Raw genomic sequence first — 24,394 nt, 5'->3', positions numbered from 1 at the left:
CATTCAATATGATGATGATGGATGTCATTTATTAATTATTTTAGCTCGCAAAGATAGTTTTTTAAGCAGAAAGCCCAAAGTTGAAACTGACCTTATCTTGATATTCAATACATGCTACTTTATACTTTAACAATTATCTTTACGACATGAACTTCCTTTCGCATTTTTATTTTGAAAGAAAAAACCAAGATGAAAACATGGTTATCGGAACGGTTTTGCCCGACTTGGTTAAAAATGCGCACAAAGACTGGAATTTTTATCCTCAAAAAAAGGAAGAACTTTTTACAGATGATAATCAACTGAATTCTTTACTAAAAGGATGGAAAAGGCATTTAGAAGTCGATCTATTATTCCATTCATCTGATTTTTTTAATGCCGAAACTGCAAAGCTTAAAAAATTACTTATCCCAATACTTCAAGATAGTCCAGTACGTCCATCATTTTTAGCACATATTGGAGTGGAATTAGTTTTAGATCATTTATTGGTCGAAGATAATATCATAAATATCAATTCATTTTATGATCATTTAAACAAAGTTGATGATGAATTTTTAAATACATTCTTAAAGAAATGTGGATGTGATGATACCGATAAATTCTTTGGTTTTTTAAACAGTTTCAGATCAAGCAGGTATTTATTAAGCTACCAAAAATTAGAAAATATCAGCTATGCTTTACAGCGAATTTGTATGCGTTTATGGCCTCATCCTTTAAATGAAACAACTGTTGGATTATTAAATGAACAGTTAGTGATTTATAAAACTTCCATCGAAAAAGATTATATATCCATTTTTAATGAAATAGAAAGCAAGCTTTTGAAAAAATAAGCTAGTGGTTTAAGCCGTTTTTTTATATTTGTTGTATGTCGATTTTTGCAGTAAAAGAACAAATGGAAGCCTTGGTTACTGAGTTAAATCAGCATACCTATAATTATTATGTATTAGCAATGCCTACCATTGCCGATTACGAGTTTGATCAAAAATTAGAGCAACTTGCTCAACTAGAAAAAGAATATCCAGAATTTGCTGATCCAAACTCTCCTACTCAAAAAGTTGGCGGCGACATTACCAAAAATTTCGTAACTGTAAAACACAAATGGCCCATGTTATCATTGGGTAACACGTATAATGAGCAAGATTTACGTGATTTTGATGAACGTGTAAAAAAAGCCATCGGCGATGATTTTGAATATGTTTGTGAGTTGAAATTTGATGGATTATCGATTAGTTTAACCTATGAAAATGGAGTTTTAGCAAGAGCAGTTACACGTGGTGATGGTATGCAAGGCGATGATGTAACTACAAATATTAAAACTATTCATACCATTCCGCATCAAGTAAAAGGAGAAAATATTCCTGAAGTTTTCGAAATTCGTGGTGAAGTTTTTATGCATCGTGCTGCGTTTGAACGTTTAAATAAAGAACGTGAAGAATTAGGCGAAGTGCCGTATGCAAATCCACGAAATTTTGCAAGTGGAACTGTAAAAATGCAAGATTCAAAAGAAGTAAGCAAACGCCCGTTAGACTGTTTTTTATACGCACTTTATAGTGATAAACAACTATTTAAAACACATTGGGAAAGCTTAAATTCTGTTAAAAAATGGGGTTTTAATGTTTGTGAACATACTCGTTTAAGCAAAAACATAAATGATGTTTTGGAGTTCATCGTCTATTGGGAAGAACATCGCTTTAAATTAGGTTATGATATTGATGGCATCGTAATTAAAGTAAATAGTTATGCGCAACAACAAGAGCTAGGTTTTACAGCTAAATCGCCCCGTTGGGCGATTTCTTATAAATACAAAGCTGCTGAAGTACAAACTGTTTTAGAAAAAGTAACTTACCAAGTTGGAAGAACTGGAGCTGTTACACCAGTTGCTAATCTTAAACCAGTTTTATTAGCTGGTACAACTGTTAAACGGGCAACTTTGCACAATGCAGATGAGATTATCCGCTTGGATTTACATGAAAACGATACTGTTTTCGTCGAAAAAGGCGGAGAAATTATCCCAAAAATAATTAAGGTCAATTTAGAGTTGAGAAAGCCAAATTCTCAACCAATCGTCTATCTTACCCATTGCCCAGAATGCGAAACAGAGTTGATTAGAAAAGAAGGAGAAGTTGCATTTTATTGTCCAAACGATGAGGGTTGTCCACCACAAATTGTAGGCAAAATACAGCATTTTATTGGGCGCAAAGCGATGAATATTGATGGATTAGGTGATGAAACGATAGAAACTTTTTATCAAAGAGGATTAGTAGCTCACATTAGTGATTTATATACGTTACATGAAAAAGCCGATGAACTTAAATTGATAGAACGTTTTGGTGAACGATCGATAGAAAACATGTTAAAAGGCATTGAAAATTCAAAACAGATGCCTTTTGAAAAAGTACTTTTTGGTTTAGGAATACGATATGTTGGCGAAACTGTCGCTAAAAAATTAGCCAAAGGTTTAAAAAATATAGACAATTTAGCAAATGCATCGATTGAAGAATTAACAGCCGTTGATGAAATTGGTGGTCGCATTGCAGAAAGCATACAAGAATATTTTAGCAAATCCGATCATTTAAAGCAAATTGAATTACTAAAAACAGCTGGTTTAAAATTTGAAGTAGAAGAAACGACAATAGTCTATCAAAGTGATAGATTATTAGGAAAAACTTTCGTAATTTCGGGCGTTTTCGAAAAGTACAGCAGAGAAGAATTAAAGGCACTTATTGAAGAAAATGGCGGTAAAATTCTAAGCGGAATTTCAGCAAAGTTAAATTATTTAGTCGCTGGCGATAACATGGGGCCTTCTAAACTAGAAAAGGCGACAAAATTAAATGTTCCTTTAATTAGCGAAGATGAGCTTTTGAAAATACTCGAATAAAACATCAAGACATTGTTTTGATACTAAATAAAATAACTGACTAATTAAAAATGAACAAATTTCACGGTACTGGTGTAGCCCTAGTTACACCTTTTAACACAGACGGAACGGTAGATTATCAGGGTTTAAAAAATCTGATTAATCACTTGGTTGATGGAGGTATAGATTACCTTGTATCCTTAGGTACAACAGGCGAAACAGCTACATTAAACAAGGACGAGAAGAAGAAGGTGTGGGATTTTACTGCTGAAATTAACAATGGTCGCTTGCCTTTAGTTGCTGGTATTGGCGGCAATGATACATTTGCCATCGGCGATACAATTAAAACATTTGAGAACAACAATTACAGTGCTGTACTTTCCGTTAGCCCTTATTATAGCAAACCAACGCAAGAAGGAATTTATCAGCATTACAAATATCTTAGTGAGTTAAGTGAGTTGCCAATCATTTTATACAATGTACCTGGTCGTACTGGAAGTAATATGAGTGCAGAAACTACCTGTCGTTTAGCACATGATTTTAAAAACGTAATCGCAACGAAAGAAGCTTCTGGAAGTTTTGAACAGTTCAATCAGATTATGAGAGATAAACCTGCAGATTTTTTATTAATTTCTGGAGATGATCCGATTGCTTTACCCATGATTTCAATTGGAGCAGTTGGTGTAATTTCAGTAATTGGAAATGCTTTGCCTAAACAATTATCATCAATGATTAATCTTTGTCTAAAAGGAGATTTTTCATCGGCTCTACCAACACATTTAAGTTTATTAGAAATAACAAGATTAATGTTTGCAGAAGGAAATCCTGCAGGAGTTAAAGCTGTTTTAAAGCAATTGAATATTTGCGATGACATTGTACGACTTCCACTTGTTAAAGCTTCTACAACGCTTAATAAAAGTTTAGCTGCACAATTAGAAGGTTTATCGGTAATAGTATAAATTTCAAAAAATATAGCATAAAAAAAGCGCCTCGGTTATGGGCGCTTTTCTTTTTTAACAAAAATGCTAATTAAGCTTTGTTTTTAGTGTCTTGAATCTCTAAACGAATGCTTTGAGCTAAGTTTTTAAGATCTTGCATACCTTTACGCACACGTGTACCTGCTGCGCTGTTTGCTTTGTTGTAGAATTTGTCTGCATCAGCTTCTAAAGCTGCAACAAGTGCTTTAACTTCGTTAAATTTTTTCATTTTTTAATTACTCCTTTTTAGTTTTTTTTAAGGTTTTGATTAATACTCTATACTAAAGTAAGAGGTTTATTTTAATAAAAAAATTTTTGCAACAATAAAAAAGTGCTTAAACAGCTGTTTTTTTCCACATTTTAGATGGTTATGAACAACCGAGATATCTAAAAATATAGTTATTTAATTGATTTTCAGTAATTTACATTAATTTTAAAATAAAAATGCCCTCTACAGTATTGTGAGGGCATTTTTTATGTTTTAATTATTTTTTATGATGTTGTGGGTATTTTAGCTTCTTTGTAGTGGCCACTTTTTAATTTATCAGACACTTCACTAAAGGCATCCAATGTTCGTTGTACATCTTCCATGCTATGTACAGCAGTAGGAATTAACCTTAACTCAATCATCCCCTTTGGTATAACTGGATATACTACAATTGAACAGAAAATACCATAGTTCTCACGCAAATCCATGGTTAATGCTGTAGCTTCTAATAATTCCCCTTTTAAGAAAACAGGCGTAACCACTGTATCCGTTACACCGATATCAAAACCTCTTTCTTTCAATCCATTTTGCAAAGTTGTTGCAACTTTCCACAATTTCTCTCTTAATTCAGGATTATTTTTCAGCAATTCTAGACGTTTCAACAAACCAATTACCATAGGCATTGGCAATGCTTTCGCATAGGTTTGAGAACGTAAATTATATCTAAAGTAATTGGTTAATTCTGCAGTTGATGCAACAAATCCACCAATACCTGCCATAGATTTAGCAAATGTTCCAAAATAAACATCTATGCCATCAATACAGTTTTGTGCTTCATGTGTACCTGCACCCGTTGGCCCCATAGTACCAAAACCATGCGCATCGTCAATCAATAAACGGAAATTAAAATCTTTTTTAAGTTCGATAATTTCTTTTAATTTACCTTGAGCACCAGACATTCCGAAAACGCCTTCGGTAATTACTAAAATGCCCCCCCCAGTTTGTTCGGCTAATTTTTTAGCTCTTTCTAATTGTTTTTTGCAATCTTCAATGTTATTGTGTTTATATACAAAACGCTTGCCCATGTGTAAACGCAAACCGTCAACAATACAAGCATGAGATTCACCATCGTAAACAACAACATCATTTCTATCAACCAAAGCATCAATAATAGAAACCATACCTTGGTAGCCATAGTTCAGTACAAATGCATCTTCCTTACCTACAAACTCAGCTAATTCTTGTTCTAATTGTTCATGATATTTAGAATTACCAGACATCATACGTGCACCCATTGGGTAAGCCATACCAAATTCTGCTGCTCCTTTTGCATCTGCTTCTCTAACTTCTGGGTGATTAGCAAGGCCTAAATAGTTGTTTAAACTCCAAACCAAATGCTCTTTACCTCTAAAATTCATGTGTGGTGCAATCTCTCCCTCTAATTTAGGAAAAGAGAAATATCCATGAGACCATTTTTGGTGTTGCCCGATTGGGCCCATGCGTTTTGCTACTTTATCGAAAATATCCAATGTTATATATTTTTAGTGTTACCTGATTTTTTATGGTGCAAATTTACGCTTAAAATACCTATTTAACAACTCGTTAAGGGCAGATTTATAGCACAAAAAAAGCCTTAGCAATTTTCATTGTTAAGGCTTCGTATATTTATTTATTTGGTTTATTAATCAACGTTATCGTGTAAAAATGAATTATTTGGTCTAATCTCTGTTGATCCATCTTCATCATTACTTAATGTAAATCTCGAAACTTGTGACTCTGAAGAATGTTGAACTTGCTGTAATTGCATTTGCTTACGTTTATAAGCTGGTTCATTTTCTAACTCTTGCAAACCATTTGTAGTGCGCAATTTCATGCTCAAATCTTTCAGTCTTAAAATTCTTTCCTTAGATTTTTTCAACTGATCTTCAATCGATTCATCATTTTTATCATCATCTGCACCAACTTCTTCTAGTTCGGCAATTGGCTCAGGAACATAAATCTCTTCTTCTACTTCAAGTTCTGCAACCGGAGTTTCAAATACAAAATCAGTTTCTGAAAGCTTTACTTCAAATTCGAAACCTGCTTCTTGAGCGGCTTCAGCAACTGGAATTTCTTCTTCTGCAGCTAATTGATGAACAATGGTTAAGTTTTCTTGCTCTTCAACTTTAGGAGCTCTATTTAAGTTAAATAAATCACCAAATAAATCAGATTGTTTTTGCTCTTCTTGTACTTTTAAAACAGGCTCTGTACTAATGGGTTCTGGTTTAGCTTCAATAAAAGAATTTACTGGTTCAACAGGTCTAACTAATGGAGCCTCTTCAGGAGTTAATAAAGAGATTTTTTTAACATTCTGTTTATCTTTTGCTCTTTGTTCTGTCGTTTGGAAGCCAGTAGCAATAATAGTTACTGATAATTTATCACCTAAGTTTTCATCAATACAATTACCCCAAATTAAATCTGCAGAAAGGCCTGCCTTATCTTGGATAAAATCAGTAATGATAGAAACTTCGTCCATTGTTACTTCACGTAAACCAGAACTAATGTTTAATAAGATATATCTTGCTCCTTCAATTTCATTATCTTTTAATAATGGAGATGCTAATGCACCTTCTACAGCTGCTAATGCACGGTTTTCACCTTCAGCAGCAGAACTACCCATTATAGATACACCACTGTCTTTCATCACAGTACGTACGTCTTTAAAATCAACGTTGATATAACCAGGAACAGTAATAATTTCTGCAATTCCTTTTGCGGCAGTTGTTAAAATATCATCTGCCTGTGCGAAAGCTGAACCTAAGGTTAAGTTTCCAAAGATTTCACGCAATCTGTCGTTAGAGATCACTAAATATGAATCTACATATTTTTTCAATTCATCTAAACCATCATCAGCTTGCATTTTACGTCTTTTACCTTCAAAAGCAAAAGGTGTTGTAATGATAGCAACCGTTAAAATATCAAGTTCTTTTGCAGCTTGTGCAATAATCGGACTAGCGCCTGTACCAGTACCACCACCCATGCCTGCTGTAATGAAAAGCATTTTGGTTGTGCTACCAAGCATGGCTTTTATATCGTCTATATTTTCAATAGCCGAGTTTTTACCAACTTCTGGAATTGAGCCTGCACCCATTCCTTCGGTTAAGCTAGAACCTAATTGTACCTTGTTTGGAATTGGGCTAAACTCCAATGCTTGCGCATCAGTATTACAAATAATAAAGTCTACACCAGTAATTCCTTGACGGTACATATGGTTTACCGCATTACCTCCACCGCCACCAACACCAATTACTTTGATGATTGACGACTTATCTTTTAACATTTCGAACTTCATATCGTTATGAATCAGTTGTTTAAAAATTGAAATTTTCTGTTCATCTCTTTTGTAATATTAACACTTTTTTAACAGGCGTTTTCCACAAGTGTTAATAATGTGGAAAAATCCCAAATTGTGGAAAAATATTACGGTTTAATGTAATCTTCGTCGCTTACATTCATATCATCCTTGATGAAATCTGTAGTTTTTTTCAGTAGTTTATCAAACAATCCACCGCTGCGTTTTACTTTTTCTTTTGCTACAGTAGGCTGTTCTACAAAAACTCCCGGTTGTTTCATTTCCTCTAACAATTCTTCCGCTTTTTGAATTCCTTTTATCAACAAACCAACACTGGTTGCATACATTGGGCTTTTCAAATCATCGTAAATTGTTTTCGGCATATCTTCATATTTTGATAAATGCTCGTTCGGATATCCCACACGGCAATCTAATCCAGTTACATATTCTACTAATTGGTTTAGATGTTTTAATAACGCTCCACCACCAGTAATTACTACACCACCAATCAATTTTTTTTCATATCCAGAAGATTTTATTTCGTAGTAAACATGCTCAACTATCTCTTCCATACGGGCCTGGATGACATACGCTAAGTTTTTTACCGAAATTTCTTTTGGTTCTCTACCTCTCAATCCTGGCACACAAATAATTTCGTTTTCTTTATTTTCTTCAGCCAATGCTGATCCGAAACGAGTTTTTAACAGCTCTGCTTGATTACGCATAACCGAGCAACCTTCTCTAATATCTTCGGTTACGCTATTACCACCAAATGGGATTACAGCCGTGTGGCGAATAATTCCTTCGTGGAAAATAGCAATATCTGTGGTACCACCACCAATATCAACTAAACACACACCTGCTTCTTTTTCTTCGTCGCTCAACACCGATTCTGAAGATGCAAGAGGCTCTAAAATAAGCTCTTGTGTTTGTAAACCTGCATTGGTTACACAACGCATAATATTTTTAACCGCAGTTACTTGACCAGAAATAATATGGAAATTCGCTTCTAAACGAACGCCTGCCATACCAATTGGGTCTTTGATACCAGGTTCATTGTCAATAGTAAATTCTTGGGGCAATACATGAATAATTTCTTCGCCAGGGGGCATAACCAGCTTAAACATATCATCTACCAATTTGTCTATGTCTTTTTTGCTAATCTCATTATTTAGCTCTCTACGCGTTAAAATTCCGCGATGTTGCAAACTCTTAATATGCTGACCAGCGATACCTACGTTTACCACACGGATTTCTACATTAGATTGACCGCTTGCCAATTCTACTGCCGAGGCAATTCCTTGAACCGTTTTTTGAATATTGGAAACTACACCGCGAGTTACCCCTGCAGATTCTGCTTTTCCGATGCCTAAAACTTCAATTTTATCGTGTTGTGTTCTGCGCCCCACAATAACACAAATCTTTGTTGTACCAATATCTAATCCTACTACGATTGGAGATTGAATGGTAGATTTTTCTTTGCCCATAACTTTATTATTTTGTTGAGTTTGTTTATTTATTTTTCTTGGTATCTGTTTTCTCTTTTGTTGTAGCAACTGGTTTAGGTTTTTCCTTCGTGGCTACTATTTTTGCTGGTGTTTCTGGTTTTTCTTTTACACTTACTGGTTTTGTAACTGTAGGTGTACTAGCTTTTGGTGTTATTTTCTTAACTGTTGCAGCATCGGCTGATGCCTTTTTAATTTCATCTTGTATCGCATCTTTTATCAGTGAATCAACTTCTTTTTTCGCTACAACTGTACTATCGCTTACTACTATTGGTGCAGTTTTTTTAACTGCTAACGAATCGTTCTTTTCACAAACAATTTGATTAATGTATTTCAAATTGATGGTTTTATACGCATTCCATCCAACTAGTGGCATTGCTTGTTTATAAAAAGCCAATAGATTATTCATTTTCGTTTCAAGTGAATCGGCATTTCCCAAAATAATACGTTGATTTCCTACACGAGGAACTAATTCAATATCATTTTTATCGTTCACATACATTTGCTCAATCTGAGCATCCCACAATGTATCTTTCTTTATAAACAAAGCAGTTTTATACAAATCTGATGCAAGTGGTGTAAATAAAGTGTCTACTTTACCACCAAAACCTTCTAAAATATTTCCCGTAGCTACTAAAACATTCGCGGTAAAGTTTGGCGACATTGGCATTTTCAAACCATCACTATCAATGTAATAATCTTGTCCGCCAGCATTCAAAATTCTTAACACCGGTTGACGTTGTTTAACCTCAATATTTATAATCCCATTCATATCTGCATAAACTTTTGCAAATGCGATGTAAGGATTAGCTTTTAAGGTTTTTTCAATTTGATGGATGTTTATCTGCTCTAAATTTCGACCTATTAATTCTCCTTGACTTTGTTTTAAAATTGCATCGATCTCTTCTCGTTCAATAAAATTATCAGCTCCTGGAATTAATATTTTAACATTAGTACATTTTACTCCATGTTTTTTATTTTCGATAAAACTCATGAGCACAACCATCCCTGCTAGGCAAATAAGCCAAGCAAATCCTTTAAAAATCGCTTTCCAATTTATTCTCTTAAGCATGATTTAAGGCATTTTTTAATGGTTCTACCAACGTATCAATATCTCCAGCACCAACTGTCAAAAGTAGTTCAGGATTTTTGTTCTTTATGTGTTCTACCACCGAATCTTTTCCACATAATTCTTTGTTTGCACTTGTAATTTTGTCTAGTAACATTTGCGAATTAACACCTTCAATTGGTAATTCTCTTGCTGGATAAATTTCTAATAAAACTACATCATCAGCTGTGCTTAAAACTTTTGCAAAATCATCGGCAAAATCACGAGTACGTGTAAATAAATGAGGTTGAAATATTACAGTTAATTTCTTATCAGGATGTAATTGTTTAACTGCATCAAAGCACGCTCTTAATTCCTCAGGATGATGCGCATAATCATCAATATAAATATGTTTTGATGTATTTACTTGTTTTTCAAATCTGCGTTTTACCCCTTTAAATGAAGCAACTGCCTTTTTAATACTTTTTGGATGAATACCCAAACTCAAGGCAACACCAATTGCTGCAACTGCATTTTCTACATTGTGTTTTCCTGGCATTGCCAAGTTCAACTCTTTAATTGTAGTGTAACCATCTTCGAAATCGAAAACAAAATTTCCATTTTCTACATGAATATTACTCGCTCTTAATGCAGAATTTTCAGTTACACTATATGTTATTCCATCTAAAGGCAAACCATCTTTAACGAATAATTTACCATCTGTTTTTAACTGATTAGCAAATAGGTGAAATGATTCGTGCAAATGACTTTCATCTCCATAAATATCCAAATGATCTGCATCCATTGATGTTATAACAGCCACATCTGGGTGAAGCGTTAAAAAAGAACGATCGTATTCATCAGCTTCTACAACTACCACATTATTCTTTCCGAATAAAACATTGCTGTTATAATTACTTGTTATGCCACCTAAAAATGCAGTACAGCCAAAACCTGTATCTGTTAACAGATGCGCAATCATTGATGAAGTTGTAGTTTTACCATGCGTACCAGCAACAGCAATGCAAAACATTCCTTGACTAATAATTCCTAAAACTTCAGAACGTTTTTTTAAACTAAAGCCATTGTTTTTAAAATGATTTAGGATATTAGAATTTTTAGGAATTGCTGGTGTATAAACTACCAACGTATCATCGTGATTCTTTTGAAAGCAAATTGAAACTGCAGATTCTTCGTCTAAATACGTAATCAAAATCCCTTCACGTTCTAATTCAATTGTTAGATTAGTTCGCGTTTTATCGTATCCACAAACTACAACACCACGTTTGGCAAAATAGCGAGCAAGCGCACTCATACCGATACCACCGATACCCACAAAATACACCCTATTTATATTTGCCAATTCCATTTTATGATCTATTAACTAATTTCAATACTTCTTCTGCAATAATTATGTCGGCATCTTTTAATGCCATTTTACCTATATTTTCACTTAGTGATTTACAACGTGTTGTATTTTCCAATAATTTCAACGCTTCGGCAACTAATGTATCTTCAGCCGAGCGATCGTTAATTAAAATTGCTGCATCATTTTTAACCAATGCCATTGCATTTTTCGTTTGATGATCTTCTGCAACATTTGGCGACGGCACTAAAATCACTGGTTTTTTAATTAAACACAGTTCGGCAATTGTTCCTGCGCCAGCTCTAGAAATAATTAAATCAGCAGCTGCGTAAGCTAAATCCATTTTATTTAAAAATTCCAAAATGCAAACATTTGGGTGGTAGTCTAAACCTAATCTTTCGATAATGCCTTTGTAATAAAACTTACCCGTTTGCCATACTATTTGCACATCTTGTGCGATAATCTCTGGCAAATGTTTTTCAATGCTTTTATTTAACGTTCCAGCACCTAAACTTCCGCCAGTAATTAATATCGTTTTCTTTAAAGGATCTAATTTTAATAATTCTGCACCTGCATGATGTTTTCCTTCAATATCAACAATGCTTGTTCTAACAGGATTTCCAGTTTTCAGTATTTTATCTGCCGGAAAGAATGCTTCCATTCCATCAAATGCAACACAAATTTTAGCAGCACTTTTACCTAATAATTTATTGGTTATGCCTGCGTATGAATTTTGTTCCTGTATCAGATAAGGAATTTTCTTTAATGATGCTGCATACAATAACGGACCAGAAGCATAACCTCCAACTCCAACAACAGCATCTGGCTTGAAATCTGAAATTAATTTTATCGCCTTGCGCACACTTGAAATTACTTTAAAAGGCAAACCTAAATTTTTTAGAATAGAGCCTCTTTGTATCCCACTTATATTTAAACCCACAATTTTATATCCAGCGGCTGGAACTTTTTCCATTTCCATTCTGCCAATTGCGCCTACAAAAAGAATTTCACAATTGGGCGAAATACTTTTTAAAGCATTGGCAATGGCAATAGCGGGAAAAATATGCCCGCCTGTGCCACCTCCAGATATGATAATTTTTGGGAAATTATTCATTGTTATTATTTTATGCCATCGCTGGAATTTCTCCAACAATAACTTTTTCTTTTTTACTACTATGTTCTTCTACATCTCGGCTTACACTTAAAATAATACCAAAAGCTATACTTGTAAATATCATGGATGTACCGCCCATACTTACCAATGGCAATGGCACACCTGTTACCGGACCTAAACCAACTGCCACAGCCATATTGGCAAAAGCTTGTATGGTTAGGCTAAAACTCAGCCCTGCTGCCAGCAATGCACCAAATGCCTTGGGACTTCGAGTTACAATCCGAACGCATCGGTAAAGCAAAACCAGGTATAGCACTACAATGGCTAAACCTCCAACTGTTCCATATTCTTCGATAATAATGGCAAAAATAAAATCAGAATATGGGTGAGGTAGGAAGTTACGCTCCGTACTATTACCCGGTCCTTTACCAAATAACCCACCAGTTGCTAAGGCAATTTTTGAATGATTTGCCTGGTAATTTTTATCAGAAGTTTGTCGTTCTGGATGCATGAACGAATTAATACGAGATTTATAGGTCTCCCTTCTAGGGCCTAAAAAAACCACAAACATTAATAAAACAATCCCCCCCGCACAAACTATTGCAATTTGTTTAATACTAATACGACCTATAATCAACAGTAAAATACTTACACCAAATAACATTAATGCGGTAGATAAATTGGCTAACGCGATTAGAATGAAAACTACACAAACCGAACCCATAATAGGCACAAACGAGTTTTTTACATCCTTGATATTTTCTTGTTTTCTAGTTAACATCCTTGCTAAAAAAGTAATCAAAGCTAATTTTGCTAAATCGGATGTTTGAAAAGTTAAACCAATTACTGGAATTTTTACCCAACGAGACGCATCATTAATACTGCTTCCAAATATCAAAGTGTAGAACAATAATGGAATGGTAACAATCATTAATATTTTAGAAATTCCTGAATAATATTTATAATCCAGCAGGTGCGAAATATAAATCATTGCAATACCCAAAAGCACAAAAATTACGTGTTTATACAGCAAATATTTTTCTACAGTTATTCCCTTTTTATAAGCAATAGCTCCAGTTGCGCTATAAACAGCCATAATAGAAATCAGTGATAACATGATAATTATCAACCAAATCCATCGATCCCCTTTGGTTCTTTCTAAAAGTGCATTGATATTAAACATCTTATAATTCTTTTACCGCTGCTTTAAATTGGTTGCCTCTATCTTCGTAGTTTTTAAATAAATCGAAACTTGCACAAGCTGGAGATAACAACACTGTATTTCCTTTTTTTGCTAAATGGTACGCCACTTGAACTGCTTCTGCTGCAGAAAACGTATTTACAATAATATCTACATCATCTTCAAAAGCTTCGTGAATGCGTTTATTGTCTTTGCCCATACACACAATGGCACTAACTTTACTACGCACTAAATCTTTCAACATGCTATAATCATTTCCTTTATCAACTCCTCCCATAATTAAAACCACATCCGAGCCCACACTTTCTAAGGCATACCAAGTAGAATTTACATTCGTTGCTTTAGAATCATTAATGTAGGTCACATCAGATATTTTGGCAACAAACTCCAAACGATGCTCAATATTTTTAAAGTTACCCATGCTTTCGCGGATGGTTTCATTACGTAACTCTAAAACTTTGGCTACTATGCCCGAAGCCATAGAGTTGTAAATGTTGTGCTTGCCCTGTAAGGCTAACTCTGAAATTGACATGGTGAATGGTTGTTTAAGGTGTGTGTTGATGTGTATAGTTTGGTCTTCTAAGTAAGCACCTTCTTCTACTTTTTTACGAATTGAAAAAGGATATTGCTTAGCGTTTATTTTAGTTTTTTGTAAGGATTTTAGAGTTTCTTCATCATCAGCGCAGTAAATGAAAAAATCTTTATCAGTTTGATTTTGAACAATGCGCATTTTTGATGCAGCATAGTTTTCTAATTTATAATCGTAACGGTCTAAATGATCTGGAGTAATGTTTAACAAAACAGCGATATCTGCTTTAAAATCATACATATCATCCAGCATAAAGCTTGATATTTCTAATACATACCAATCGTATTCTGCTTCACAAACTTGAGCGGCAAAACTCTGACCGATATTTCCACCCAAACCAACATTTACACCTGCATTTTGAAGAATGTGATAAATCAACATCGTTGTCGTTGATTTACCATTTGAACCTGTAATGCAAATAGTTTTGGCAGTGGTATATCTTTTCGCAAACTCAATTTCCGAGATTACTGGAATGTTATTTTTAACTAATGCTTTAACAATTGGTGCGGTAGTTGGAATACCTGGGCTTTTTATCACCTCTGTTGCATTCAATATCAGCTCATTAGTATGTTGTTTTTCCTCAAAAGAGATTTTTAATTCTTGCAAAGCTGATTTATAGCGATCAGCAATAGCGCCAAAATCTGATACAAAAACATCAAAACCATGTTTTTGCGCCAACTTTGCCGCACCTACTCCGCTTTCGCCTGCTCCAAGAATTACAATCCTCTTTGTTTTCATTTAGCGTAGTTTTAAGGTTACGAATGTGATAATTGCCAGCATAATGCCGATAATCCAGAAACGGGTTACGATTTTTGCCTCGTGGTACCCTTTTTTCTGATAATGATGATGCAATGGCGACATCAAGAAAATCCGTCGCCCTTCGCCAAAACGTTTCTTAGTGTATTTGAAATAACTTACTTGAAGTGTAACTGATAAAACTTCGACCAAAAACACACCGCACAAAATTGGAATTAACAATTCTTTACGAATCATGATTGCAAAAACAGCAATGATACCTCCAATAGTTAAACTTCCAGTATCGCCCATAAAAATTTGAGCGGGATAAGAATTATACCACAAGAAACCTACACAAGCTCCTACAAAAGCACCTGCAAAAATGATGAGCTCTCCAGAATTAGGAATGTACATGATATTCAAGTAATCGGCAATTACCGTATTACCAGAAACGTAGGCCAAAATACCCAACGTTATTCCAATTATCGCTGATGTTCCTGTCGCCAGACCATCAATTCCATCTGTTAAATTTGCTCCATTTGATACGGCCGTAACTATTGTGATTACAAAAAACAGGAATACAATGATTGCATATTTCTCATAATCCTTACCTAAGAATTTAAGTACTTTAGCATAATCGAACTCGTTATTTTTGTAAAAAGGAACATTGGTTTTCGTCGATTTTACATCTTGACTATAGTAAAATTTACCTTCTTTTTGTCTCAAAATCATCGGAGCTGTATTCTTAGAAACAGTAGTTTCATCAACAGTTTGTCTTACTACAATATTTGAGTTATAAAACATAGTTAAACCAACAATAACCGCTAAACCAACTTGTCCTACTACTTTAAATCTTCCCGCTAAACCTTCCTTATTTTTCCTAAAAACCTTAATATAATCATCAACAAAACCAATTACACCCATCCACACTGTGGTAATGATCATTAAAATAACATACACATTGGTGATATTGGCAAACAACAAAGTGGGAATTAGAATACCCAACAAAATCATAATACCACCCATTGTAGGTGTACCTTGTTTTTGCATTTGACCTTCTAAACCTAAGTTTCTAACGGTTTCGCCAACTTGTTTACGGTGTAAATAATCTATAATTCTGCGACCATAAACTGTAGTGATAATCAACGATAAAATAATTGATAACGACGCTCTGAAAGTAAGATATTGGAACAACCTTAATCCAGGAAAATCATAGTGCTTATGCAGATATTCGAATAATAAATATAACATTAGTTGATTTGGTTTAGTTGTTCGATTAGTACTTCTTTATCGTCAAAATGATGCCTTACACCATTAATTTCTTGGTATTTTTCATGACCTTTTCCTGCAACTAGGATAATATCTCCAGGTTTTGCAATGTGGCAGGCTGTTTTAATCGCTTCTTTCCTATCTAAAATGCTTAAGGTTTTACGCTGATTAGTTGGCGAAACACCTTTTTCCATTTCAGTAATTATAATTTGTGGATCTTCTGTTCTCGGGTTATCCGATGTAAGAATTACTTTATCGCTCCAATCGCATGCAACTTGCGCCATAATTGGACGTTTAGTTTTATCTCTATCGCCGCCACAGCCTAAAACTGTAATCACTTGTTCTGTGCCTTTTCTAATATTTGCAACTGTACTTAATACATTTTGAACGGCATCTGGTGTATGTGCATAATCTACTATCCCGATAATTCCTTGTTTCGAAACGGTATAATCAAATCTGCCTTCGGCGCCAGCGAGTGTACTTAAGATGGTTAAAACCTCTAATTTATCTTGCTCTAATAAAATTGCAGTTCCATACGCTGCCAATAAATTATAAGCATTAAATGAGCCTACCATTCTAAAATGAACATCAATATCATCAATGTTCAAATTCAATCCGCTAAACTTATTTTCGATTATTTTCGCTTTAAAATCGGCCATTTGTTTTAAAGCATAGGTCTTTTTAGTTGCCTTTGTGTTTTGCAGCATCACTTTACCATTTTTATCATCAAAGTTTGTTAATGCGAATGAAGATTTTGGTAAATGATCGAAAAATTCCTTTTTAGCTTTTAAATAATTATCAAATGTTTGATGAAAATCTAAGTGATCGTGAGTAATGTTAGAAAATACTCCTCCTCCAAAAGTTAATCCCGCAATGCGATGTTGAACTACCGCATGAGAACTTACTTCCATGAAACAATATTCGCAATCTGCATTCACCATATCCTGCAATAAAGAATTTAAAGCAATTGGGTTTGGTGTGGTATGCGTTGCAGGAATTATATCTTCATTGATGTGATTTTGAACAGTAGAAATTAAACCAACACTATAACCTAAACCACGAAATAGTTGGAATAAAAGCGTTGCAATTGTTGTTTTTCCGTTGGTGCCTGTTATACCAATTAGTTTAAGTTTGGTTGATGGATTTCCATAAAAATTACTAGCAACAACACCTAAAGCAATCGAAGAATTATCTACTTCAACATAAGTTACGGTCGATACTATTTCTGTAGGTAAAGTTTCGCAGATAACTACAGTTGCACCAGCAGTTATAGTTTGCGCTATATATTCGTGACCATCTACTACAGTTCCTTTTATTGCAAAAAATAAGGTGCTATCTTTTACCTGTCGGGAATCAAAAGCCAAAGAACCAACCTCTTGATTAGGTTTTCCCGTCAAACTTTTAATTGCTACGCCATATAATAAATCTTGCAACTGCATCTTACTGTAATTCTATTTCTACCATTAATCCCTTACCAATTCTACTACCAGGCTGTATAGATTGGCTTTTCACTTTTCCATTACCTTTTACTCTTGCTTTTAAACCAGCATTCCCAATTAAATACATGGCATCTTTTAAACCCATACCACTTACATTTGGCATGATACCTTTAACTGGTGTATTTTCTTGATAAGCAATTCCGTTACTTGTATCTACCGAATTGAAATAATCTGATTTTGCTGCATAAAGTGCTTTAATGCCAAATGCGTTATACACTTTTTTCGTCGCTTTACTTTGACCAGCTTTTGCTTCTGGCGCAACTGTATTTCCAACTACATTTTGTTTTACACTACTAAACATATTTACATCTCCAGCATAAATACGATCTGCAATTTTTCTGAAAACTGGTCCAGAAACCAATGCTCCATAATATTCACCAATGGGATCATTAATTACTACAATCATTGAATATTTAGGTTTTTCCGCTGGAAAATAACCAACAAAAGATGCTTGATATTGCTTTTTAGCTTTGTATCCCAAATTACCATCAGCCACTTGAGCTGTACCTGTTTTACCAGCAATTTTGTAAAGTGGATTATAAACTATTTGCTTTCCACTTCCTTCTGTTACAACACCTTCTAACATGCTTTTAATCTTAGACAAAGTAACGTCAGAACATATTTTTTCATTAATTACTCTTGCCTTAAATTGCTCAATCGGATTGCCCAGTCTTCTGATTTCCTTTACAAAAATTGGAGCAATATATTTCCCATTATTTGCAACCGCATTATAAAATGAAAGCATCTTTAATGGAGTTAATTCCATTTCATAACCATAAGCCATTTGCGGCAAAGTCATATTTTTATTCCAACTTTTATTTGCTTCAATATTTTTAATATTTGGTTTTGCTTCACCTGGAATTTGCAATTTCATCATTTCATTTAAACCCCATTTGTATAAATGATTTGTAAATTTCATAGGATCTTGCCCATAATTTACATTGATCAATTTTGCAATAGCTGCATTAGAAGAATTTTCAAATGCGCTTTTAACCGTTACCATTTCAATTTTAGGGTGCGAATCTTTAATTAAATGGCCAGGAATTTGATAATAACCAGTTTGAATCATTGTATTGGTATCCACCAATTTATCTTCTAGCAAAGCCATATAAGAAGCCAATTTAAAAGTTGACCCAGGATCTTGATTACCTGCAATCGCATAGTTGAATGCCTCTTTATAAACACCTTCTTCTATTCTTGTATAATTTGCAATTGCTCTAACTTCGCCAGTAGCTACTTCCATTACAATTACAGCTCCATGATGTGCCTTGCTTCTAATTAATCCTTCTTTTAATGCACTTTGAGCTAAATCTTGCATGTTAATATCAATAGTAGAAATGATATCTGCTCCATCTTTTGGTGCAACCTCAGCATCATTATTTACTGGAATCCAAACTCCACCACTAATTCTTTGCATCAGTTGCTTACCACTTTCTCCATTAATATAATTACCATAAGCACCTTCCAAACCAACACCATTTTTAACGTTCGCATTTTTATAACCTATGGTTCTTGCTGCTAAATCTTTAAATGGTAAAATGCGTTTATTCTGCTGTATAGCCATTAAACCGCCAGTATATTTTCCAATATTGTACAATGGAAAAGTTCTAATTACTTTTAAATCCTGATAAGAAACTTTGCGTTTAATTAGCACATAACGAGCACTATCTTGTCTAGCTTTACGTAAAAAACGAGAATAATCTTTAGCGCTTTTATCTTCAAAAAATTGGGATAATTTCATAGCTAAAGAATCTACTTTACTATCAAATACTTCTTTATCCTGAATTCCGCCTGCCAACATATCCATACGTAATTCGTATTCAGGAACTGATGTTGCCAACAGACTACCATCGTTAGAATAGATATTTCCACGAGCAGCCTCAATATCAAATTCCTTTGTAGAAAGGCTATCGGCCATTGCCTTCCATTTATGCCCCTGAATAAATTGCACGTCGCCCAACCTCAACAAAACAGCAAAGGCGAAAAGTACAATTAGCCCGAAAGCCAAGTACACACGCAGTAATATATTTGCTCTTATGTTCATTGATTGTTTACTATAATTTTTTTAGGCGGCTCTATTAATTCTTTTATGCCTAGTGTATCTACTTTTTTTGCCACTTCAGTTAATTTGCTTTTAAACATTAAATCCGCTTTTAGCGATTTATATTCCCAGCTTAATTCTTTAACTTCTTTACTTAACTTATCTATATCACGTATATTTTTTACTGCCATGTGGCTATTGGCAATATAAATCATCCCCAAAACGCACAAAAAAATCAAAAATGGAAGCATATCCGTTGCCGATTCTTTACTTACAACTCCTTCTGTAAATAATTTTCTAAAAAAGGCCGTTGTCGGACCATCTTCCTTCTCAGGTTCTTCCGAAACCTCTTGCCCCTTTTGAGCTTCCAATTCTTCTTCTTGCTCTTCTATCCTTTTTCTGAATTGGTTATTCATATTTTTTCTCCAATTCTTAATTTTGCACTTCTAGCACGACTATTCCTTGCCAACTCTTCTTCATCAGCTATTACAGCTTTACGGGTTATTGATTTAAAAGGCTTTTCTTCATTACCAAAGAAATCCTTATCAACCTCACCTCTAAATTTTCCTTTAGCGATAAAGTTTTTCACTGGTCTATCTTCTAATGAATGATAAGACATCACCACCAATCGACCACCTGGATTTAAAACCACAGCACTTTGCTCTAAAAAACTTTCTAAAACTTCTATTTCTGCATTTACCTCAATGCGTAAAGCCTGAAAAACCTGCGCCATGTATTTGTTCTCTTTTCCCTTTGGAATATGAGCCGCAATTACACTTTTAAAATCTGCAAGCGTAGCTATTGGCTGATTTATGCGACTAGCTACAATCGTTCTTGCTAATGATTTCGCATTTTTAACTTCTCCATAAATCCCGAAGATTTTATGCAATTTATCTTCCGCATAAGTATTTAAAACTACCGCAGCAGTCAATGGACGTTGCTTATCCATACGCATATCTAAATCTGCCTCGAAACGAGTTGAAAACCCACGACTAGGCTCATTAAATTGATGAGAGGAAACGCCTAAATCAGCTAAAATACCATCAACATGTTTGTAACCCAATAAACGTAAATTGTTTTTAAGGAAGCCAAAATTTTGATCTACAAAAATGAAACGTGGATCGTTAATCTTATTTCTTTGTGCATCCGGATCTTGATCAAAAGCTATTAAGACTCCATCCTTGCCTAAATTTTTTAATATTTCTTTAGAATGACCTCCGCCACCAAAAGTAACATCCACATATACTCCAGATGGTTTAATATTTAATCCTTCGATGCATTCTTTCAATAAAACTGGTACGTGGTAATTATTTTCCATCTTCATCTCTCCTATCTTTACCACCCATTACTTCTTCTGCAAGATTTGCAAAATTCTCTGGCTCGTTATCTAATAAATTATCATAAGCAGCTTTAGACCACACTTCAATTTTATCAAACTGACAGGCCAAAACTACATCGCCATTAATGCCAGCAAACTCTAATAAAGATTTTGGCAATAAAACTCTACCCGAAGCATCTAAGCTTAACTCTGTAGCACCACGGGTAAAAAAGCGAATAAATTCTCTGGTTTTTTTCTCGTACTGATTTAACTTACTTAACTCAGCTACAATACCTTCCCACACTTTTTTCGGATAAATCACTAAGTGTTTTTCAAATCCGCGGTTAATGACCAAGCCCTCTTGCTCTATACTAGGCAATTGTTTTTTTAGACTCGAAGGCACCATTAAGCGACCCTTCGCATCCAATTTACAATCAAACTCTCCTAATAGCTGTATCATTTTACCACCAACACTTTTTATGTAGTGTAAAAATAAGTACTTCTACCACAATTTACCACTTCTTACCACAAAAAGTTTTCAACATATTTAAAATCCCCATTTCGCTTCTTTTTTGAGTGTTTTTTGAAGGAAATTAGTGGGAATCAAAAAGGCGGTATTTCGAATTATCTCCGAAACACCGCCTTTTAAGTGCTAATTATGAGTTGTTTACATCTAGTTTTGAATAGCTTTTACGCCTGGTAATTCTTTACCTTCCATATATTCTAGTAAAGCGCCACCACCAGTAGAAACGTAGCTTACTTGATCTTCTAAACCAAATTTAGCAATCGCAGCAGCCGAATCTCCGCCACCAATTAAAGAGAAAGCGCCTTTTTTTGTTGCTTCAACTACTGCTAAAGCGACAGCTTTTGTGCCTTGCTCAAAATTTGCCATTTCGAAAACGCCCATCGGTCCATTCCAAAGTAATGTTTTAGAATTTTTAACAGTTTCACTGAATAATTCTATCGTTTTTGGGCCAATATCTAAACCCATCCAATTTGCTGGAATTTTTCCTGTATCTACTTGCTCTTTAGCTGCATCATTATCAAATTTATCAGCAATTACAGTATCAACTGGTAAAATTAAATTTACCCCTTTAGCTTTTGCTTTATCTAATAATTCGAGACATAAAGCCATGCGATCTTCTTCTAAAAGTGATGTGCCGATTTCTCCGCCTTGCGCTTTAGCAAAAGTGTACGCCATACCTCCGCCAATAATCAGATTATCAACTTTGTCTAATAAACTTTCGATTAATAAAATTTTATCTGAAACTTTTGCACCACCCATAATAGCTGTAAATGGTTTTGCAGCACCATTATTTACTTTCTCGGCATTTTTCAATTCCTCAGCCATTAAATAGCCGAAATATTTTGCATTAGGGAAAAATTGAGCTACAATAGTTGTTGAAGCATGAGCACGATGAGCAGTTCCAAAAGCATCATTAACATATACATTACCTAGTTTTGATAGTTTTTCTGCAAATGCAACATCTCCTTTTTCTTCTTCTAGATGAAAGCGTAAATTTTCCAATAACAAAACCTCTCCTGGAAAAAGATTTTTAGCTTTATTTTCTGCATCAGCACCAATGCAATCTTCAGCAAATTTTACGGTTAAATCGAGCATTCTTGATAAATCACCTAAAATATGTTTTAAAGAATATTTTTCTTCTGGTCCACCTTTTGGTCTACCCAAATGCGACATTAAAATCACTGAACCACCATCATTTAATATTTTATTAATTGTTGGTAAGGCGGCACGCATTCTTTTATCATCGGTAATGTTAAAATCTTTATCTAAAGGCACATTAAAATCTACTCTTACCAGTGCTTTTTTATCCTTAAAATTACATTTGTCTATTGTGTTCATTATATTAGTATAAGTTTAAAATCATTTCATAATGTGGTCCAACTCCTGTTATTTCAACTTCATCAGAAACAAGGTTGAAGCCTAGTTTTTTATAGAATTTGGTGGCCGAACTCCTAGCATTGCACCATATATATTGTGCGTTTGTATTTTTGATATATTCAATTGCAAATTTTATTAACTGCGAACCGTATCCTTTTCCTGCAAATATAGTATCACTTGCCATTCCTCTTAATTGATAACCTAACTCTTTTTTATCCTTATAGTTATTAGGAAAAAAAGATGCAATACAAGCTATTTCTTCATCAACATAAAAAGCTAAATGAAACGCCCCTTCTACTTGGTCTGTAGGAAATATGCACTGTTCTGGAGGTAAACCATTTCTTAGAATTTTACTTCTAAGTCCCAAAGTGAGTTCAAATGGAATAAACTTAACCATTTACAATTGCTATTTTTTCAACTAAATCCACAAGTCTATTCGAGTATCCCGATTCGTTATCGTACCAACCTACCACTTTTACCAAATCGCCAACGATAGAGGTAAGTTGCGCATCAAATATACAAGAATGCGTATTATTTATAATATCAACTGAAACAATTGGGTCTTCTGTATATTCAATAATTGATTTTAATTTACCTTCTGCAGCTTTTTTAAAGGCAGCATTAATATCTTCTATTGTTGTTTTCTTTTTAAGGATACACGTGAAATCCGTTAACGAACCGTTTAAAACTGGCACACGAATTCCTGCTCCTCCAAGCTTTCCATCTAAGTGAGGAAAAATATGGGTAATTGCTTTTGCTGCTCCCGTACTTGTTGGAATTATTGAAGAAGATGCTGCTCTCGCTCTACGTAAATCATTATGTGGCGCATCATGTAGGTTTTGATCGCCTGTCATAGAGTGAATAGTAGTAATATATCCGTCTTCTATGCCCCAGTTATCATCCAAAATTTTCACCATTGGTGCTACATTATTTGTAGTACATGAGGCGTTGGATAATATCTCTGATTTAAGATTAACTTCATGGTCATTTACTCCAATTACTACCATTGGAATTGTTGCATCGCTTGCTGGTGCAGAAATTAACACTTGTTTTGCTCCTGCTTGGAGATGTAAGGATGCATTAGCTCGATTAGTAAATTTACCTGTAGATTCAATCACTAAATCTATTTCTAATGCTGCCCATGGCAATTGACTAGGATTTAAAATTGCATAAATCTTAATCTTTTTACCATCAATAATTAACAAGTCATCCTCATAAGTAACTTCGCCTTTGTAAACTCCGTGAACAGAATCGTATTTAAAAAGATGCGCTAAAGTTGCAGCTGAGGAAAGATCATTAATTGCTACTACATTAAGTTGACGTTCTATTGCGGTACGTAAAAAAGTTCGGCCAATTCGACCAAAACCATTTATTGCTAACTTCATGCAGCAAAATTACCTATATTCTTTTAAAGGAAATGTTATTTTTTGTCGTTT

Annotated in this window: 21 protein-coding genes; 3 read left to right on the top strand and 18 right to left on the bottom strand. The window is 34.4% G+C overall.

The window, feature by feature from the left end; all coding sequences use genetic code 11:
* Positions 1-146: 146 nt before the first annotated feature.
* The 3 genes from GM921_RS01475 to dapA are packed head-to-tail and all read left to right on the top strand — an operon-like array spanning position 147 to position 3,813.
* Complete coding sequence (locus tag GM921_RS01475; RefSeq protein WP_182920840.1) at positions 147-827, top strand: ACP phosphodiesterase; 681 nt, start codon at positions 147-149, stop codon at positions 825-827.
* Positions 828-862: 35 nt separating this feature from the next.
* The gene (ligA, locus tag GM921_RS01470; protein ID WP_182920839.1) at positions 863-2,875 is read left to right on the top strand and encodes an NAD-dependent DNA ligase LigA; all 2,013 of its coding nucleotides are present in this window, start codon (positions 863-865) and stop codon (positions 2,873-2,875) included.
* 50 nt (positions 2,876-2,925) lie between these two features.
* Positions 2,926-3,813: a 4-hydroxy-tetrahydrodipicolinate synthase gene (gene dapA, locus GM921_RS01465; RefSeq protein WP_182920838.1), complete on the top strand. Its 888-nt coding sequence runs from the start codon at positions 2,926-2,928 to the stop codon at positions 3,811-3,813.
* 70 nt (positions 3,814-3,883) lie between these two features.
* On the opposite strand, the gene GM921_RS01460 is transcribed toward dapA, so the two are convergent.
* The 18 genes from GM921_RS01460 to gap form a co-directional block, all read right to left on the bottom strand.
* Complete coding sequence (locus tag GM921_RS01460; protein ID WP_182920837.1) at positions 3,884-4,060, bottom strand: histone H1; 177 nt, start codon at positions 4,058-4,060, stop codon at positions 3,884-3,886.
* A 263-nt stretch (positions 4,061-4,323) separates the two neighbouring features.
* Positions 4,324-5,568, bottom strand: a complete 1,245-nt coding sequence (locus GM921_RS01455; protein WP_182920836.1) for an aminotransferase class I/II-fold pyridoxal phosphate-dependent enzyme — start codon at positions 5,566-5,568, stop codon at positions 4,324-4,326.
* 152 nt (positions 5,569-5,720) lie between these two features.
* The gene (ftsZ, locus tag GM921_RS01450) at positions 5,721-7,370 is read right to left on the bottom strand and encodes a cell division protein FtsZ (protein ID WP_182920835.1); all 1,650 of its coding nucleotides are present in this window, start codon (positions 7,368-7,370) and stop codon (positions 5,721-5,723) included.
* 128 nt (positions 7,371-7,498) lie between these two features.
* Positions 7,499-8,857: a cell division protein FtsA gene (gene ftsA / locus GM921_RS01445; protein WP_182920834.1), complete on the bottom strand. Its 1,359-nt coding sequence runs from the start codon at positions 8,855-8,857 to the stop codon at positions 7,499-7,501.
* A 25-nt stretch (positions 8,858-8,882) separates the two neighbouring features.
* Positions 8,883-9,947 carry a cell division protein FtsQ/DivIB gene (locus GM921_RS01440; protein ID WP_235969757.1) on the bottom strand — a complete coding sequence of 355 codons (1,065 nt, stop codon included), beginning with the start codon at positions 9,945-9,947 and terminating at the stop codon, positions 8,883-8,885.
* On the bottom strand, positions 9,940-11,292 hold the full coding sequence (murC, locus tag GM921_RS01435) for a UDP-N-acetylmuramate--L-alanine ligase (protein ID WP_182920833.1): 1,353 nt from the start codon (positions 11,290-11,292) through the stop codon (positions 9,940-9,942). Before murC ends, GM921_RS01440 begins: the two co-directional genes overlap by 8 nt.
* 1 nt (position 11,293) lies before the next feature.
* Entirely contained in the window at positions 11,294-12,403 is a 1,110-nt protein-coding gene (gene murG / locus GM921_RS01430; RefSeq protein WP_182920832.1) for an undecaprenyldiphospho-muramoylpentapeptide beta-N-acetylglucosaminyltransferase, read from the bottom strand.
* A gap of 10 nt (positions 12,404-12,413) precedes the next feature.
* Entirely contained in the window at positions 12,414-13,586 is a 1,173-nt protein-coding gene (locus GM921_RS01425) for an FtsW/RodA/SpoVE family cell cycle protein (protein ID WP_182920831.1), read from the bottom strand.
* 1 nt (position 13,587) lies between these two features.
* A complete protein-coding gene (murD, locus tag GM921_RS01420) occupies positions 13,588-14,931 on the bottom strand; it encodes a UDP-N-acetylmuramoyl-L-alanine--D-glutamate ligase (protein ID WP_182920830.1) in 1,344 nt (447 codons plus the stop codon).
* On the bottom strand, positions 14,932-16,179 hold the full coding sequence (gene mraY / locus GM921_RS01415; protein ID WP_182920829.1) for a phospho-N-acetylmuramoyl-pentapeptide-transferase: 1,248 nt from the start codon (positions 16,177-16,179) through the stop codon (positions 14,932-14,934). It lies immediately after the preceding gene.
* Entirely contained in the window at positions 16,179-17,636 is a 1,458-nt protein-coding gene (locus GM921_RS01410) for a UDP-N-acetylmuramoyl-L-alanyl-D-glutamate--2,6-diaminopimelate ligase (protein ID WP_182920828.1), read from the bottom strand. Before GM921_RS01410 ends, mraY begins: the two co-directional genes overlap by 1 nt.
* Before the next feature lies 1 nt (position 17,637).
* Positions 17,638-19,740: a penicillin-binding protein gene (locus GM921_RS01405; RefSeq protein ID WP_182920827.1), complete on the bottom strand. Its 2,103-nt coding sequence runs from the start codon at positions 19,738-19,740 to the stop codon at positions 17,638-17,640.
* Positions 19,737-20,153 carry an FtsL-like putative cell division protein gene (locus GM921_RS01400; RefSeq protein WP_182920826.1) on the bottom strand — a complete coding sequence of 139 codons (417 nt, stop codon included), beginning with the start codon at positions 20,151-20,153 and terminating at the stop codon, positions 19,737-19,739. Before GM921_RS01400 ends, GM921_RS01405 begins: the two co-directional genes overlap by 4 nt.
* Entirely contained in the window at positions 20,150-21,055 is a 906-nt protein-coding gene (gene rsmH / locus GM921_RS01395; RefSeq protein ID WP_182922212.1) for a 16S rRNA (cytosine(1402)-N(4))-methyltransferase RsmH, read from the bottom strand. Before rsmH ends, GM921_RS01400 begins: the two co-directional genes overlap by 4 nt.
* On the bottom strand, positions 21,045-21,515 hold the full coding sequence (gene mraZ, locus GM921_RS01390; protein ID WP_182920825.1) for a division/cell wall cluster transcriptional repressor MraZ: 471 nt from the start codon (positions 21,513-21,515) through the stop codon (positions 21,045-21,047). The genes rsmH and mraZ overlap by 11 nt, the downstream gene beginning before the upstream one ends.
* Before the next feature lie 213 nt (positions 21,516-21,728).
* Positions 21,729-22,919 (bottom strand): phosphoglycerate kinase, encoded by a 1,191-nt coding sequence (locus GM921_RS01385; protein ID WP_182920824.1) that lies wholly within the window; start codon positions 22,917-22,919, stop codon positions 21,729-21,731.
* 4 nt (positions 22,920-22,923) lie between these two features.
* Positions 22,924-23,355, bottom strand: coding sequence for a GNAT family N-acetyltransferase (locus tag GM921_RS01380; protein ID WP_182920823.1), 432 nt, complete (start codon positions 23,353-23,355; stop codon positions 22,924-22,926).
* Entirely contained in the window at positions 23,348-24,343 is a 996-nt protein-coding gene (gap, locus tag GM921_RS01375) for a type I glyceraldehyde-3-phosphate dehydrogenase (RefSeq protein WP_182920822.1), read from the bottom strand. The genes GM921_RS01380 and gap overlap by 8 nt, the downstream gene beginning before the upstream one ends.
* Positions 24,344-24,394: the final 51 nt, after the last annotated feature.

Origin of the sequence: Pedobacter planticolens (genome assembly GCF_014172375.1) — a bacterium.
In the GTDB taxonomy this organism is placed as follows: domain Bacteria; phylum Bacteroidota; class Bacteroidia; order Sphingobacteriales; family Sphingobacteriaceae; genus Pedobacter; species Pedobacter planticolens.
Note: the sequence above shows the minus strand (reverse complement) of the source record. Positions and strands in the feature narration are given on the sequence as shown.

Coding starts and splice junctions, on each gene's coding strand:
- GM921_RS01475 (WP_182920840.1), top strand. CDS start 147: ATGAACTTCCTTTCGCATTTTTATTTTGAAAGAAAAAACCAAGATGAA.
- ligA (WP_182920839.1), top strand. CDS start 863: ATGTCGATTTTTGCAGTAAAAGAACAAATGGAAGCCTTGGTTACTGAG.
- dapA (WP_182920838.1), top strand. CDS start 2,926: ATGAACAAATTTCACGGTACTGGTGTAGCCCTAGTTACACCTTTTAAC.
- GM921_RS01460 (WP_182920837.1), bottom strand. CDS start 4,060: ATGAAAAAATTTAACGAAGTTAAAGCACTTGTTGCAGCTTTAGAAGCT.
- ftsZ (WP_182920835.1), bottom strand. CDS start 7,370: ATGAAGTTCGAAATGTTAAAAGATAAGTCGTCAATCATCAAAGTAATT.
- ftsA (WP_182920834.1), bottom strand. CDS start 8,857: ATGGGCAAAGAAAAATCTACCATTCAATCTCCAATCGTAGTAGGATTA.
- GM921_RS01440 (WP_235969757.1), bottom strand. CDS start 9,947: ATGCTTAAGAGAATAAATTGGAAAGCGATTTTTAAAGGATTTGCTTGG.
- murC (WP_182920833.1), bottom strand. CDS start 11,292: ATGGAATTGGCAAATATAAATAGGGTGTATTTTGTGGGTATCGGTGGT.
- murG (WP_182920832.1), bottom strand. CDS start 12,403: ATGAATAATTTCCCAAAAATTATCATATCTGGAGGTGGCACAGGCGGG.
- GM921_RS01425 (WP_182920831.1), bottom strand. CDS start 13,586: ATGTTTAATATCAATGCACTTTTAGAAAGAACCAAAGGGGATCGATGG.
- murD (WP_182920830.1), bottom strand. CDS start 14,931: ATGAAAACAAAGAGGATTGTAATTCTTGGAGCAGGCGAAAGCGGAGTA.
- mraY (WP_182920829.1), bottom strand. CDS start 16,179: ATGTTATATTTATTATTCGAATATCTGCATAAGCACTATGATTTTCCT.
- GM921_RS01410 (WP_182920828.1), bottom strand. CDS start 17,636: ATGCAGTTGCAAGATTTATTATATGGCGTAGCAATTAAAAGTTTGACG.
- GM921_RS01405 (WP_182920827.1), bottom strand. CDS start 19,740: ATGAACATAAGAGCAAATATATTACTGCGTGTGTACTTGGCTTTCGGG.
- GM921_RS01400 (WP_182920826.1), bottom strand. CDS start 20,153: ATGAATAACCAATTCAGAAAAAGGATAGAAGAGCAAGAAGAAGAATTG.
- rsmH (WP_182922212.1), bottom strand. CDS start 21,055: ATGGAAAATAATTACCACGTACCAGTTTTATTGAAAGAATGCATCGAA.
- mraZ (WP_182920825.1), bottom strand. CDS start 21,515: ATGATACAGCTATTAGGAGAGTTTGATTGTAAATTGGATGCGAAGGGT.
- GM921_RS01385 (WP_182920824.1), bottom strand. CDS start 22,919: ATGAACACAATAGACAAATGTAATTTTAAGGATAAAAAAGCACTGGTA.
- GM921_RS01380 (WP_182920823.1), bottom strand. CDS start 23,355: ATGGTTAAGTTTATTCCATTTGAACTCACTTTGGGACTTAGAAGTAAA.
- gap (WP_182920822.1), bottom strand. CDS start 24,343: ATGAAGTTAGCAATAAATGGTTTTGGTCGAATTGGCCGAACTTTTTTA.